We start from the raw sequence: 13,024 nt of genomic DNA, 5'->3' as shown, positions 1-13,024 counted from the left end.
CTCCGGCCGATGGCCGGACCGGCTCAAGCAGTAACGCTACGCGTTACTGCTTGAGCGGAATCACCCGAATCTCGACGCGGCGGTTCTTGGCACGGCCGGCGTCGGTGCTGTTGTCGGCAATCGGATACGCCTTGCCGGCGCCCAGCGTTTCGATACGTACGCTCTGCACGCCCTGGCCGATCAGGTACTGGGCGACCGAGTCGGCGCGTTCCTTCGACAGTCGGTTGTTCACAGCGTCGCTGCCGATGCTGTCGGTGTGGCCGACCACTTCGATCATGGTCTGGTTGTACTCACGCAGCGTACCGGCGACGCCGTTGAGCGAGCCGTAGAACTGCGGCTTCAGGGTGGCCTTGCCGAAGTCGAAGGTGATGCCGTCCGGCAGGTTCAGCATGATGTTGTCGCCCTGGCGCTGCACATCGATGCCGGTGTTGGCGGTGCGCTCGCGCAGCGCGCGTTCCTGGCGATCCTGGTACTGGCCGACCGCGGCGCCGCTGAGCGCACCGATACCGGCACCGATCAATGCGTGCTGACGGCGCTCGGTGGCGCTGTCGCCGGTCAACAGGCCGGCAGCCACGCCGATGGCGGTACCGATCAGCGCGTTACGACCAGTGCGGTTCTGCTGCTCGGTCGGATTGCCGTACTGGTCACTCTGCACGTAGGAGCCGCCGGTGGCGCAGGCCGACAGGACGGCCGCACTCATCAGGGCCAGTGCGACGTTGCGGGTGGTGTTGCGGATCATGAGGTTCTCCTTGGTTTCCGGACGGGCCGGCGGCTTGCGGGCGCAGAGAGAATAAACAGCCCGATGCGACGTCGGGATGATGATCCGGTGCGCCGACAGGGCCGCGTTCAGCTAACTGACCGGATCGCTCGGGTCACCCTTTACCCCGCCCCAGACTGGCGGTATGCCGCCAATGCGGCGTCGCGGCCCGCGGCCAGGTCCACCAGCGGCGTACGCGGATAGCCCGGGGCATGCGCCGCCAGCAGCAGCGGATGCTGCCACGGCGCAAACCGGGCCTTCACCGGCAGCGCGGCCAGTTCGGGCACCCAGCGGCTGATGTACCGTGCCTGCGGATCGAATTTCTCGGCCTGAGTCACGGGGTTGAACACCCGGAAGTACGGAGCGGCATCGGCGCCAGTCCCGGCCACCCATTGCCAGCCCATGGTGTTATTGGCCAGGTCGGCGTCGACCAGGGTGTCCCAGAACCAGCGCGCGCCATGCAGCCAGTGCGCGCGCAGGTGCTTGCACAGGTAGCTGGCCACGATCATCCGCACCCGGTTGTGCATGTAGCCGGTGTGCCACAGCTCGCGCAGGCCGGCATCGACGATCGGCACGCCGGTATTGCCGCGCTGCCAGTCGTGCAGCTGCGTGGCACTCGGAGTGGCCCACGGGAAACGGTCGAAGCGCGGGTTGAGGTTGTCGGTCGGCGTCTTCGGGAAGTGATGCAGCAGGTGGTAGGCGAAGTCACGCCAGCCCAGCTGGCGCAGGTAGCCGTCGATGTCGGCATCGGTGGCCGCACTGCGCAGCCCTTCCAGGGCTTGCGCGATGCGCCACGGCGCGATCTCGCCGAAATGCAGATGGGGCGACAACCGCGAGGTCCCGACACGGTCCGGCAGGTCACGCTGCTCGCGATACCCGCGAAGGGCACCGTCTTTAAAGACGGACAGTGCTTCCAGCGCACCGGCTTCACCCGGCTGCCAGTGCTCCCAGAACCCGGTATCCCAGTCCAGCGTCGGTGCCAGCTGGAGATCATCCAATGCCAGGCTGTCGACCGCGTGCGGCGCCAGTGCTTCCGGTGCAGCCTGCAGTGCCGGCAGGCGCCAATGACTGAGTACATTGCGCCAGTACGGCGTAAATACCTTGTACGGCTGGCCCTGCTGGGTGGCAATGTCCCAGGGTTCGAACAACAGGCTGCCATTGCAGCTCTGCGCGTCGATGCCCTGCTCGCGCAGCGTGCGCTTGATGGCCGCGTCGCGGGGCTGGGTGGCCGGTTCGTACTTGCGGTTCCAGTACACCGCCTCGGCGCCCGCCTGCTCGATCAGCAACTGCAGGGCCGGCAGGCTATCGCCGCTGCGCAGCACCAGCGAGGAACCCCGCGCGCGCAGGTCCGAATCCAGCGCGGCCAGTGAACGGTGGCGCCAGGCATCGGAGGCCGCACCGGGCACCCATTCGCCTTCCTCGTGCGGCGCGTGGATGTAGACCGGCACCACATCGTGACCTTCATCCAGCGCGGCCTGCAGGGCCGGATTGTCCTGCAGCCGCAGATCACGGCGGAACCATACCAACGCTACCGACACAGGCACTGCCTTCGTTGTGGAAGGCGCACATGATAGCCAGCGGTGGTGAAGGCGATGCGCGCAGACGCTGTCTGCTAGGCTGCACGGCCGCTACCCGTTGGACTCTGACATGGAAGATCTGCACGCCTCATTCGCCCGCTTCGGGCTGCTGCATGCCCAGCACGAGCGTGACTGGCAGGGCCCGTTCCCGCTGCCCCCCGTACTGGCACGTTTTTACGCGCAGGTGGGGCCGCTGGGCGAAGAGATCAATGCCAGGGTTGGCCGCGCCGGCATCACCGTTCCCGGCCTTGATGTCTGGATACCGCCACTGCAACGCCTGTGGAGCCAGCAGGCCGGCTATCGATGGCACGGCGTCAGCGGCGAACGGATCAACGACTGGCCATCGAACTGGCTGGTGATTGCCGATCGCAGCGCCGATCCGTTCATCCTCGACCTGGACGATGGCCGTGTACTGTTCAGCCATCACGGTGCCGGCCTGCTGGATGCCGGCGAGATCACCGCCGATGTGCCGACCCTGATGGCGGCTCTGGCTGCAGCGGGCACGGTATACCTCGATGCCGGCGATGACCTCTACAACGACGATGATGATGGCGGCATCCGCCCTGAACACCAGGAGGCAGCAGTACAGGCGGTGGCCCGGGTACTGGGCGACCGCCTGCAGGCCGAATCGTTCATCGAGACGTTGCTGGACTGAATCCACGCATGGCGTGGATCTACTTTTCGAAGCGCTTCATCGCTTCGCTGATCAGTGCCCTCGCCTCGGCGGCGTTGCCCCAACCGTTGAGCTGCACCGGGTTGCGCCCGGCCGGCAGGTCCTTGTAGACCCGGAAGAAGGCCTCGATGCGCTGGCGCTCGACCTCCGGCAGATCCTTCAGATCGCGGATCGTGGCGTAGGTCGGGTCGACCTTGTCGGTCGGTACGCCGATGATCTTTTCGTCGTGCTCGCCGCCATCGATCATCTTCAGGTAACCGATCGGCCGGAAGCGCACGATCACGCCCGGATGCAGGGGTTCACGGGTCAGCACCAGCGCGTCCAGCGGATCGTTGTCGCCAGCCAGCGTGCGCGGCATCGAACCGTAGTTGGCCGGATAGGCGACCGGCATCGACTGGAAGCGATCCACATGCACCAGGCCATCTTCCTTGATCTCGTACTTGGTGAAGCTGCCGGCAGGAATCTCCACCGCCAGGTGAACTTCATCCGGGGCCTGCTTCGGCTGGTCGGCCAGGAACGGGTGCAGCACTGTATCGGCAGCGGTCACTGCACTGGCCAGCAACAGCAGTGCCGCACCGATGGCAGCGAGAGGAACGATACGGCGGTGCGTGGTCATCGGCATCTCCTCATTCCCAGCAGCGGTCGGTACGACCCTTGGCCGTCTGTGCGCGCGGGCAGTCGCGTGGCGTAATGCGGCCTTCAGTCAGCTCCGTGCGCTGCTTGCCCCCCTTGGCATCGCGGCGCAACTCGAAGGCATCGTAGAGACGACCGGTCACGGTACGCGCCTCATAGCGCAGGCGCTGCGGATCGATGTTCAACACCTGGAACAGCTGGGTGTCCTCGGCCACCGGATCCATCGTCTTTCGCGCCTCGTCGGAGAGACGGTACTGCTTGGGCCCGGCCACGGTCACCACGTACTGCGGGGTTGCGGCCTGCCCTTCGCCACGGCGGCCGTAGGTGTGATCGTGGCCCTGCAACACCAGGTCAACATTGTGGCGGCGCACCACCGGCAGCAGCACGTCACGCAATGCGGCGTTCTCGCGGCCTTCGCGCGGCGAATAGAACGGCTGGTGCAGCAGCACGATGGTCCACGGCTGGGGATTTCCGGTCAGCACCTTGTCCAGCCATTGTGCCTGTGCCGTGGCGGTGCCCAGGTCGAGTGCTGACGTGCCATCGACCACGGCCACGCGCACGCTCTGCGCGTCGAACCAATAGCTGGTCTGCTGTGCAGCGGTGGCACCATTTCCCGGCAGTGCGAACGTCACCGGCCAGTGCCTGCCCAGCACGCGGCGTTCCTGCGGAGTGTCCTCGAACTCCTCGAAATACTCGTGGTTGCCGATCGCCGGCGCCACCAGGGTCTCCTGCGCCAGCCAACCGGTGGCGGCAAACCATTCGCCCCACTCGCTGTCATCGGCACCATCACCTCCACTGACCAGATCGCCAGCGAACAGGCTCATGCGCGCCTCGGGTGCGGCCTTCTGCGCGGCGCGCACCACCCGGCTGACATGGCTGACGTTCTTGTTCTGGGTGTCGCCAAAGTACAGCAGGGTCAGCGGCTGGTCGGCGGCGGCCAGCGTACGCAGCTGGTTCCAGGCGCTCCAGCTGCCGTTGCCCTGCACCCGGTAGACGTACTGGGTATCCGGCCGCAGGCCGCTGATGTCGGCGCGATGATGATGCGACAGACCGTTCTCGGTCTGTAGCGAACGGGTCGTTGCGCGCACCTGGCGGATGCCCTCGATGGCGGGCGAATCCGCGGCGGGGGCAATCTCCAGCAGCGGTGCCTGCACGCTGCCGTCGGTACGCCAGGCCACGGCGAACCCATGGCTGGGATCGGCCGACGGGGAGGCGACGATGCGGTCCGGTACCGTCGTCGCCGCGTAGTGGCGGCTGCCCGCCGGCACCTGGGTATTGGCTTCGGCTGCTGCGAACGACAGCGACGGGAGGGCCAGCAGCAGGCCCAGTGCCAACGTAGGCATCACGCAGTGCCGGCTCATGCACCACACTCCAGCGGTAGCGCCAGCTGCTTGGCGATGCTCTCCCAGTCGAAGGCCACCACGCCCTGGTCGTCGTGCACGGCGTACAGCGCACCATGCGGGAAGCGCGCGCTGGGTTGCTGCATCATCCAGATGCCATCGGTGTTGGCCACGGTATTGCCCTGGAACGCGCCGACCGGTTTCAGCGTGTGCCGGTCGAACAGGTGGAACACGCTGCGCTGCTTGCCCTGTTCGGTGGTGATCCACCAGCCTTCCTTGCCACAGGTGCGCAGGGTCACGCCTTCGGCCTGTGCCTTGAAAACGTCGCGGCCGAAGGTGGTGCCGGTGAAGCGGCCCGCCAGGGTGTAGACCTTGAACTCGCTGGCGTAGCTCTCGTCCTCTTCGGCGATCAGCAGGCGGTCGTTCTCGGGATCGCCCCAGATCGACTCGACCACGCGCAGCGCACCGGCCTCGGTGGTGTCACCGATGCTGGCGACAAGCTTCGCGTCGACCTTCGCGCCATTGCGGGACACCTGGTACTGGCGCACGCGCTTGTCCAGCTCGGCCAGCGGCGGCAGGATGTCACGCCCCTGCGCATCCTCGCCGTTGTCCCAGGAGTCGGTGACGTAGACGCTGTAGCCATCGGCACGGCGGTCGACCCACAGCCCGTACGGCTTGCGCAGGTCGTCGGCAGCGAACGTCGCCAGCGGCGTGAAGTCCGGCAGGCTCAGCACCTGCACACGGTGATTGTCGCGCTCCACGATCCACAGCAGGTCGTCGATCACCGCGATACCGTTTGGGCGGTCGAACTGCCCCGGTGCGGTGCCGCTGCTGCCGACGTCACGCAGGTGCTGCCCGGTGCTGCCGTCGTAGACCACCAGCTTGTCGGTGGCCTTGGCGGTGGCGATCAGCCACAGCGCGCCGTCCGGCGCGCGCCAGGCTGCAGGCGAGTCGATGTTGTCGGCCGGGGTCATCGGTGACAGGAAGGCCTCGGCGATGGTGGTCACCACGCGCTCGCCCCCGGCGGCCGGCGCGGCTACTCCCGCAACCGGATCGGTGCCGGTGGCCGGCGTGCAGCCGGCGACCAGCGCGGCTGCCAGCGCGGCGGCCAGGACGGTGAAGCCACGCCCCCTCACAGCGCCACCTTCAGGCCCAGCGCATAGGTGCGGCCGTACTCTTCCATCTGCAGGGTGCGCGAACGGGTGCCCTGGTAAAGCTCCAATGGCTTGTCCAGCAGGTTCTGCGCCTCGAAGTACACGCTCACGCGCGGGGTGAACTTGTAGTCAAGCGAGAAATCGAGCTGGGTGTTGGGTGCCACGTAGATGTCGAACGCGCGGCCCTTGCCGATGCTGTCCAGATACTCGCTGCGGTACACGGCCGCCAGGCGCGTGCTTACACCATACTTTTCATAGCCGATGTGTGCGCTGTAGACATGCTTGGAAGCGCGCGGCAGCGTGAAGTCCTCGCCCGCACGGTCCTTGATGCCGGCATCGAACTCGGTATCCAGCCAGGTGCCACTGGCGCCGACCAGCAGGCCATCCAGGCCCTCCGGCAGGAAGGCCAGCTGCTGCTGCCAATTGAATTCGGCACCACGCACGGTGGCCTTGCGGCCATTGATCGGTTGGGTCACGTCGTATCCGCCGTAGGCCGGATCATTGGTGCGCACGGTCTCCACGATGTAACCGTCGATCGATTTATGGAACAGGCCCAGCGAAACGATGCCACTGCTGCCGATGTACTTCTCCACCGAGAGGTCGATGTTCTTCGACTCGTACGGGTCCAGGTCCGGGTTGCCCAGGCGCACTTCCTCGTCACCCCGGCTGTAACCCACGCGCGGCGAAACGTCGCCGAAGGACGGGCGCGAAACGGTCTTGTTGGCCGAGGCGCGCAGCACCCAGTCATCGGCCGCGTCATAGCGCAGGTGCAGGCCCGGCAGCACGTTGGTGTAGCTGCTGTTGGCCACGCGCGGGGCAACGGTGAAGCTGCGGCCGTTGGCAGCGACGTCCACCTGGTTGCCGATCGCCTTGAACTGCGTGTTTTCCACGCGAACACCGCCGATGATGCGCAGTGCGCCCACGTCCCAGGTACCCATGGCATAGCTGGCGAAGATGTCCTCGCTTGCCACGTAATCCTCTTCCAGCGACGTCATCGCATTGCCACCGGCGTCCTGCGGGCGGGCGCTGTACTGGCCGCCGTTGGCCGCCCAATAGGCACGCATCGCGGGCGAATCCATGCCGTCGCCGATATCGCCGTGGCGGTGTTCCGGCGAGGTGGTGGTCCAGCCCGCCAGCGCCACCTTCGGGCCGACACGCAGTTCGCGCTCGTCCACATTCACATCGCGGTCGCGCCAGCGGCCCAGCAGGCCGAACTTGATGCTGCTGCTGTCGCCGTCGAAGCGCACGTTGACCTGCGCGCTGTGTTCCTTGTCATTCACCTGCTTCGGCGAGATCACGAAACGATCGAACGCGTAGTTGGCATTGTCCAGCCACTGCGGATTGTCGAAGCTGTAGCTGGGCAGGCGGCTGCGCTGGTCCAGCGTGCCGTTGAAGGCCTTTCCGTTGAGCTTGAAGCGCGCCTCCATCTCGTCATTTACCCGCTCTTCGGTACGGGTGTAGCCGATCCGGTAATCGACCACGGCATTGGTCAACTTGTTCTCGCCGCCCAGGCTGGCCGCGAAGGTGTTTTCCTTCTTGGTGCGATAGCGCATGCGCTTGTCGATGGAATCCTTCGGCATGCCGTCCAGGCGGTACTGGTCGGTGCCGGTCTTGACCATCTTCGCGTCATCGAAGTTGAAGATCACGCGCTGACGGGTCTCCGCATCATCGAACTGACTGTACAGCGTGCGCAGGTAGTACTTGCTGTTTTCGTTCGGCCGCCAGTCGAGGTTGAGGTTGGCGCCGATGCGCTTGCGCTCGATCTCGTACTTGCGGTGCTGCAGGTTGATCGCGGTGACGTCGCCAGGTGCGGCGTCATCCTCGCCGTCGTACTCCACTTCGGTGTTGTCCGACTCGAACTTCCGCTTCTGGTAGTTCACGCCCAGGGCCACGCCGAAGGTGTCGTTGAACACTTCGCTGTAGTTGAAGGCGGCCTTGGGGCTGGTTTCGCCGGACAACTGCTGGTGGCTGCCTTCGATCTTGCCACGCAGGCTGCGACCGTCGCGGTCGAAGGCCGAGGCCGATTCCACCAGCACTGCGCCACCGATGGCGTCGCCGGGCATGTCCGGGGTCGGCGACTTGACCACGCGCAGGCGCTCGGTGGAGTCGGACGGGATAACGTCCAGTGGCGCGGCGCGGCTGGAATCTTCCGGCGTGCCGACGGCGATGCCATCCACGCTGACGCTGTTGAGATTGGCATCCAGGCCGCGGATGACCACGAAGCGGCCCTCGCCCTGGTCGCGGGTTACGCTGATGCCCGGCAGGCGCTGCAGCGACTCGGCCACGTTCTTGTCCGGGTACTGGCCCAGTGCGTCGGAGGACACTGCATCCTCGATGGCGTCGCTGCTGCGCTTGAGATCGACTGCGCGGATCTGCGACTCGAGCTGTGCGCGTACTTCGATGCGGTCCAGGTCGACCGCGTCGGCGGCCACGGCGCCGGTGGCGGCTACCGCCTGCTGCCCGGCCGCCTGCAGCGGTGCGGCGGCCCCCATTGCCAGGGTCAGGGTGATGGCAACGGCCAACGGAGTCTTGATATGCACTGGGAATCCCCATTCCTGTTAAGAATGGGTCTGCACGATATGTCCGCAAGGTTGCATGGCCATGACATGCACCTGCACATTTCCGGTCACGCCGCTCCGGGGCCGGTTTGGGATTCGACACGCCAATCCGGCAAAATGGCCTCCTCTCTCTCCTTTCCCCCTTCCCGACCATGAAGATCGTCGAAGTGCGCCACCCGCTGGTGCAGCACAAGATCGGCCTGATGCGCAATGCCGCGCTCAGCACCAAGGATTTCCGCGAACTGGCCAACGAGCTGGGCACCCTGCTGGCGTACGAGGCCACCGCCGACCTGGACACCGAGCCGCACACCCTCCCCGGCTGGGCCGGCCCGGTGACGGTTCAGCGCATTGCCGGCGCCAAGATCACCGTGGTGCCGATCCTGCGTGCCGGCCTGGGCATGCTCAGCGGCGTGCTGTCGCTGATCCCGGCGGCCCGTGTCAGCGTGGTGGGCCTGCAGCGCGATGAGGAAACCCTGCAGCCGGTGCCCTACTTCGAGCGCCTGACCGGCCGCCTGGAAGAGCGCGACGCACTGATCCTCGACCCGATGCTGGCCACCGGCGGCACGCTGATCGCCACCATCGACATGCTCAAGCGCGCCGGCGCCCGTCGCATCAAGGGCATCTTCCTGGTGGCCGCGCCCGAAGGCATCGAAGCAGTGAAGGCCGTGCACCCGGACGTGGAGATCTACACCGCGGCCATCGATGCCCAGCTCAACGACAAGGGCTATATCCTGCCGGGCCTGGGCGACGCCGGCGACCGCATCTTCGGAACCCGCGTCGGGTAATCCCGGTGTACGGGTCGGATCCCTCTCCGCAGGAGAGGGCTCTGACCCGCCAACCACTCGCGGGCGCGCTTCGCCGCGGCACGTGAACGCCCGTGGACGCGGGCGTGGCCGACGCGTGGTTCTTCACGTGGCCTTACCGGTCGGAAGCGAATGCTCCGCGCACCCGCCACCGCTTGGAGCATTCCGATGAAAGCCGCTTTCCTGCTGGCCGCCGTCCTGCTGGTTGGCCTGCCCCTGGCTGCCAACGCCACCACCCCGCAGCAGCAGCGCATGGCCGAGTGCTCGGCCAAGAACAAGGGGCTGAAGGGTGATGCCTACAAGACCGCGCAGAGTTCCTGCCTCAGCGGCCACGCCGCCGAAACCAAGGCGGTCAATCCACAGCAGGAACGCATGCGCAAGTGCAATGCCGACGCGGGTGCGAAGAAGCTGGCAGGCGATGCGCGCAAGACCTTCATGAGCAGCTGCCTGAAGGCATCGTAACGACGAGTGATGTAGAGCCGAGCCCACGCTCGGCTCTGCCATTAACCCAGGGCGCGCGCCTTCAGCTCGCCCTGTTCGTGCAGGGTCACGAAGCGTCCCTTGTCATCACGGCCCAGCTGCGCCAGCGCCACCTGCGGGTCGTGGGTGAAGAACAGCCGCACGTTGCGCGCCAGCTTGTCTTCAAGGAACTGCCGCTTCTCGTCGATCAGCAGCTCGGCGTTGCGGTCGTAGCCCATGGTGATCGGCACGTGTACCCATGAGCGCCCCGGGATCAGGTCGGCACAGAACACCACGCCACCGTGAGCATCTTCACCGGCATGCGGATGACCAACGATCTCGGCCAGCATCAGCCCCGGCGTATGCCCGTCGCTGTAGCTGAAGCGCACGCTGCGGCCAAGTGCCTTCGAGTACTCCCCCTCCACCACTTCCAGGCGGCCACTGGCCTGCAGCAGGCCGGGCAGCTCAGGAATGAAACTGGCCCGATCGCGCGGGTGTGGCTGCACGGCGCGCTGCCAGTGCTGCGCACCGACCACATAGGTTGCGTTGGGGAACAGCAGCTCGGGCTCGCGCCCTTCGCTCCATGCGGCAAGCAGACCACCGGCATGATCGAAATGCAGGTGGCTGAGCACCACCACGTCGATGTCCTCGTGCTCGAAACCTGCTTCGCGCAGTGAATCGATCAGCACGTGCTGGCTTTCCTGCACGCCGTAGCGCTCGCGCATGCGCGGATCGAAGAACGCCCCGATACCGGTTTCAAACAGCACGGTCTTGCCTTCCAGCGGACTGGCAAGCAGCGCGCGGCAGGCCAGCTCGATGCGATTGAGCTCGTCCGGTGCCGCCCATTTTTCCCACAACGCGCGCGGCGCGTTGCCGAACATCGCGCCGCCATCAAGGCGTTGCGAGTTTCCACGAATAGACCAGAGTTTCATGTGTCGATTATCGGCGCCGTACCGTTAAATAATCGCTAGAAAGCAAACGGAAAACCCCGCCGGCGAAGACGGGGTTTCGATATCCGCCGAGGTGCCGGCCAGTGGCCGGCACTCCCACGTCAATGTGCCGGCACGACCTGGGCACTGCCCACCGGATTGCGCGGGTCGCTGCCGCCGAACAGTCGGTTCGCCTTGCGGTCCCATTCCACGGTCTGCAGGTTGCCCCACACGTGGCTGGAACCGCGGCCGCCTGCGGCGACATTGCCCGGCAGGTCGATCTTGTGGCCCATCGCCTGCAGCTGCTTCACCGTCGCCGCGTCGAATGCATCGTCCTCAGCTTCGATCAGGTCCGGCAGCCACTGGTGGTGATAGCGCGGCAGCGCAGCAACCTGCTGCGCGTCCAGGCCGGCGTCGTAGCCGAGGATGCCCAGCAGCACCATGGTGATGATGCGGCTGCCACCCGGGGTGCCCAGCACGATCACCTTGTCGCTGTTTTCCATGAAGGTCGGCGTCATCGAGCTGAGCATGCGCTTGCCCGGCTTCGGCGCATTGGCCTCGTAGCCCATCACGCCGAATGCATTGGGCGTGCCTGGTTTCAGCGCGAAGTCGTCCATCTCGTTGTTCAGCAGCACGCCGGTGCCCTTCGGAATCAGGCCCGAGCCGTACAGCAGATTGACGGTCTGGGTGGCGCCGACGCGGTTGCCGTCACGGTCGATGATCGAGAAGTGCGTGGTCTCGTCATCTTCCAGTGGCGTCGGGTTGCCCGACAGCAGGTCGCTGGGCGTGGCCTTCTCCGGATGGATGGTCGCGCGCAGGCCCTGCGCGTAGTCCTTGCTGGTCAGCACCTTCTGCGGGATCTGCACGAAGTCCGGATCGCCGAGGAAGAAGGTACGGTCGCGGTAGGCACGGCGCATCGATTCCACCACCAGGTGGGTGCGGTGCGCCGGGTCCATCTTCCTGATGTCCCAGCCTTCCAGGATCTGCAGCATGCTGGCCAGCGCGATGCCTCCGGATGACGGCGGCGGCGCGGTGGTGATCTTCCAGCCGTTGTAGTTGAACACGATCGGTTCGCGCTGCTTCACGCGATAACCGGCCAGCTCTTCAGCGGTCCAGTTGCCGCCAGCCTGCTTCACGCCGGCCAGCAACAGCTTTCCGGTCTGGCCCTTGTAGAAGCCATCGAAGCCACCCGCAGCCAGCCGCTCCAGCGTCTGCGCCAGTTCCGGCTGCTTGAACAGGTCTCCGGTAGCGATCGGCGTGCCGTTGCGCAGGTAGACCTCGCGCGTGCCGGGATAGCGCTCCATCACTTCACGGCGCGAGGCATAGCCCTTGGCCATGCGCTCGTACACCGGGAAGCCTTCGCGCGCGATGCGGATGGCCGGCTGCAGCGAGGCCGACAACGGCAGCCTGCCGTGCTTGGCCGACAGTTCGACCAGCGCTGCAGGCAGGCCCGGGATGCCGGCCGACCAGGCGCCGTTGACCGAGCGGTCACGGTCCAGGTTGCCCTGCTTGTCGAGGAAGGCCTGCGGGGTAGCGGCGGCCGGCGCGGTCTCGCGCGCGTCCAGCATCACGTCCTTTCCGGTGGCCGCATCGTGCAGCAGGAAGAAGCCGCCACCGCCCAGACCGGAACTGATCGGCTCGACCACCGCCAGCGTGGACGACACCGCCACTGCTGCGTCGAAGGCGTTGCCGCCCTGGGCCAGGATGTCGATACCGGCCTGGGTGGCCAGCGCATGGCCGCTGGCAATGGCGGCGCCATCAGGGCGCTCGGCACGGACCGGGCTGCCGGCCCAGGCAATCGGGCTCAGCAGCAGGCCGAGCAGCAACAGGGGGCGGACGATCAGCGTCTTCATTCGGATGGGGGCTCCGCGTAGAGTTCGGGGTGATCGTGCTGCAGCTGGCGCAGCTTGGCCAGCAGCTGGTCTTCCGTTTCCACGATCTCCGGGTCCGGGTCGATGCACTCGACCGGGCAGACGACCACGCACTGTGGCTCGTCAAAATGACCGACGCATTCGGTACAGCGCGCAGGGTCGATCACGTAGATGGTTTCACCCATCGAAATGGCCTGGTTCGGGCAGGCCGGCTCGCAGACGTCGCAGTTGACGCAGAGCTCGTTGATTTTCAGCGACATGGCGATACTC

Annotated in this window: 12 protein-coding genes; 3 read left to right on the top strand and 9 right to left on the bottom strand. The window is 66.1% G+C overall.

All coding sequences use genetic code 11. The features are described from left to right. Positions 1-43 precede the first annotated feature (43 nt). Both ROV95_RS17510 and ROV95_RS17505 read right to left on the bottom strand, forming a co-directional pair. The gene (locus ROV95_RS17510; RefSeq protein WP_005416156.1) at positions 44-739 is read right to left on the bottom strand and encodes an OmpA family lipoprotein; all 696 of its coding nucleotides are present in this window, start codon (positions 737-739) and stop codon (positions 44-46) included. 140 nt (positions 740-879) lie between these two features. Then, positions 880-2,295: a deoxyribodipyrimidine photo-lyase gene (locus ROV95_RS17505; protein WP_312545820.1), complete on the bottom strand. Its 1,416-nt coding sequence runs from the start codon at positions 2,293-2,295 to the stop codon at positions 880-882. Between the two features lie 109 nt (positions 2,296-2,404). Here ROV95_RS17505 and ROV95_RS17500 point away from each other — a divergent pair, with 109 nt between their 5' ends. Further along, positions 2,405-2,989, top strand: a complete 585-nt coding sequence (locus ROV95_RS17500) for a hypothetical protein (RefSeq protein ID WP_134730638.1) — start codon at positions 2,405-2,407, stop codon at positions 2,987-2,989. A 19-nt stretch (positions 2,990-3,008) separates the two neighbouring features. On the opposite strand, the gene ROV95_RS17495 is transcribed toward ROV95_RS17500, so the two are convergent. From ROV95_RS17495 to ROV95_RS17480, 4 genes are read right to left on the bottom strand one after another with little or no spacing between them, the layout of a single operon-like run. Next, complete coding sequence (locus ROV95_RS17495) at positions 3,009-3,623, bottom strand: inorganic diphosphatase (RefSeq protein ID WP_021203979.1); 615 nt, start codon at positions 3,621-3,623, stop codon at positions 3,009-3,011. A 10-nt stretch (positions 3,624-3,633) separates the two neighbouring features. Then, positions 3,634-4,983, bottom strand: coding sequence for a metallophosphoesterase family protein (locus ROV95_RS17490; RefSeq protein WP_312545818.1), 1,350 nt, complete (start codon positions 4,981-4,983; stop codon positions 3,634-3,636). A gap of 14 nt (positions 4,984-4,997) precedes the next feature. Next, positions 4,998-6,116 (bottom strand): phytase, encoded by a 1,119-nt coding sequence (locus ROV95_RS17485; RefSeq protein WP_312545496.1) that lies wholly within the window; start codon positions 6,114-6,116, stop codon positions 4,998-5,000. Continuing rightward, entirely contained in the window at positions 6,113-8,674 is a 2,562-nt protein-coding gene (locus ROV95_RS17480; RefSeq protein ID WP_312545494.1) for a TonB-dependent receptor, read from the bottom strand. The genes ROV95_RS17485 and ROV95_RS17480 overlap by 4 nt, the downstream gene beginning before the upstream one ends. A 170-nt stretch (positions 8,675-8,844) precedes the next feature. Here ROV95_RS17480 and upp point away from each other — a divergent pair, with 170 nt between their 5' ends. Next, a complete protein-coding gene (gene upp, locus ROV95_RS17475) occupies positions 8,845-9,477 on the top strand; it encodes a uracil phosphoribosyltransferase (protein ID WP_005409099.1) in 633 nt (210 codons plus the stop codon). 186 nt (positions 9,478-9,663) lie between these two features. Further along, entirely contained in the window at positions 9,664-9,957 is a 294-nt protein-coding gene (locus tag ROV95_RS17470) for a PsiF family protein (RefSeq protein ID WP_019661214.1), read from the top strand. Positions 9,958-9,998: 41 nt separating this feature from the next. On the opposite strand, the gene ROV95_RS17465 is transcribed toward ROV95_RS17470, so the two are convergent. From ROV95_RS17465 to ROV95_RS17455, 3 genes are all read right to left on the bottom strand, one after another. Further along, entirely contained in the window at positions 9,999-10,886 is an 888-nt protein-coding gene (locus ROV95_RS17465; RefSeq protein WP_155029342.1) for an MBL fold metallo-hydrolase, read from the bottom strand. 119 nt (positions 10,887-11,005) lie between these two features. Further along, positions 11,006-12,736, bottom strand: a complete 1,731-nt coding sequence (ggt, locus tag ROV95_RS17460; RefSeq protein WP_134730646.1) for a gamma-glutamyltransferase — start codon at positions 12,734-12,736, stop codon at positions 11,006-11,008. Then, positions 12,733-13,014: a YfhL family 4Fe-4S dicluster ferredoxin gene (locus ROV95_RS17455; protein WP_010484376.1), complete on the bottom strand. Its 282-nt coding sequence runs from the start codon at positions 13,012-13,014 to the stop codon at positions 12,733-12,735. Before ROV95_RS17455 ends, ggt begins: the two co-directional genes overlap by 4 nt. Positions 13,015-13,024: the final 10 nt, after the last annotated feature.

Origin of the sequence: Stenotrophomonas maltophilia group sp. msm1 (assembly GCF_032025805.1) — a bacterium.
Lineage (GTDB): Bacteria > Pseudomonadota > Gammaproteobacteria > Xanthomonadales > Xanthomonadaceae > Stenotrophomonas > Stenotrophomonas hibiscicola.
The sequence above is the reverse complement of the archived record's forward strand: the minus strand, read 5'-3'. Positions and strand labels throughout refer to the sequence as shown.

Excerpts from the sequence above, each read along its gene's own strand:
- ggt (WP_134730646.1), bottom strand. The coding sequence starts at position 12,736 with ATGAAGACGCTGATCGTCCGCCCCCTGTTGCTGCTCGGCCTGCTGCTG.
- ROV95_RS17470 (WP_019661214.1), top strand. The coding sequence starts at position 9,664 with ATGAAAGCCGCTTTCCTGCTGGCCGCCGTCCTGCTGGTTGGCCTGCCC.
- ROV95_RS17465 (WP_155029342.1), bottom strand. The coding sequence starts at position 10,886 with ATGAAACTCTGGTCTATTCGTGGAAACTCGCAACGCCTTGATGGCGGC.
- ROV95_RS17510 (WP_005416156.1), bottom strand. The coding sequence starts at position 739 with ATGATCCGCAACACCACCCGCAACGTCGCACTGGCCCTGATGAGTGCG.
- upp (WP_005409099.1), top strand. The coding sequence starts at position 8,845 with ATGAAGATCGTCGAAGTGCGCCACCCGCTGGTGCAGCACAAGATCGGC.
- ROV95_RS17455 (WP_010484376.1), bottom strand. The coding sequence starts at position 13,014 with ATGTCGCTGAAAATCAACGAGCTCTGCGTCAACTGCGACGTCTGCGAG.
- ROV95_RS17490 (WP_312545818.1), bottom strand. The coding sequence starts at position 4,983 with ATGCCTACGTTGGCACTGGGCCTGCTGCTGGCCCTCCCGTCGCTGTCG.
- ROV95_RS17495 (WP_021203979.1), bottom strand. The coding sequence starts at position 3,623 with ATGACCACGCACCGCCGTATCGTTCCTCTCGCTGCCATCGGTGCGGCA.
- ROV95_RS17500 (WP_134730638.1), top strand. The coding sequence starts at position 2,405 with ATGGAAGATCTGCACGCCTCATTCGCCCGCTTCGGGCTGCTGCATGCC.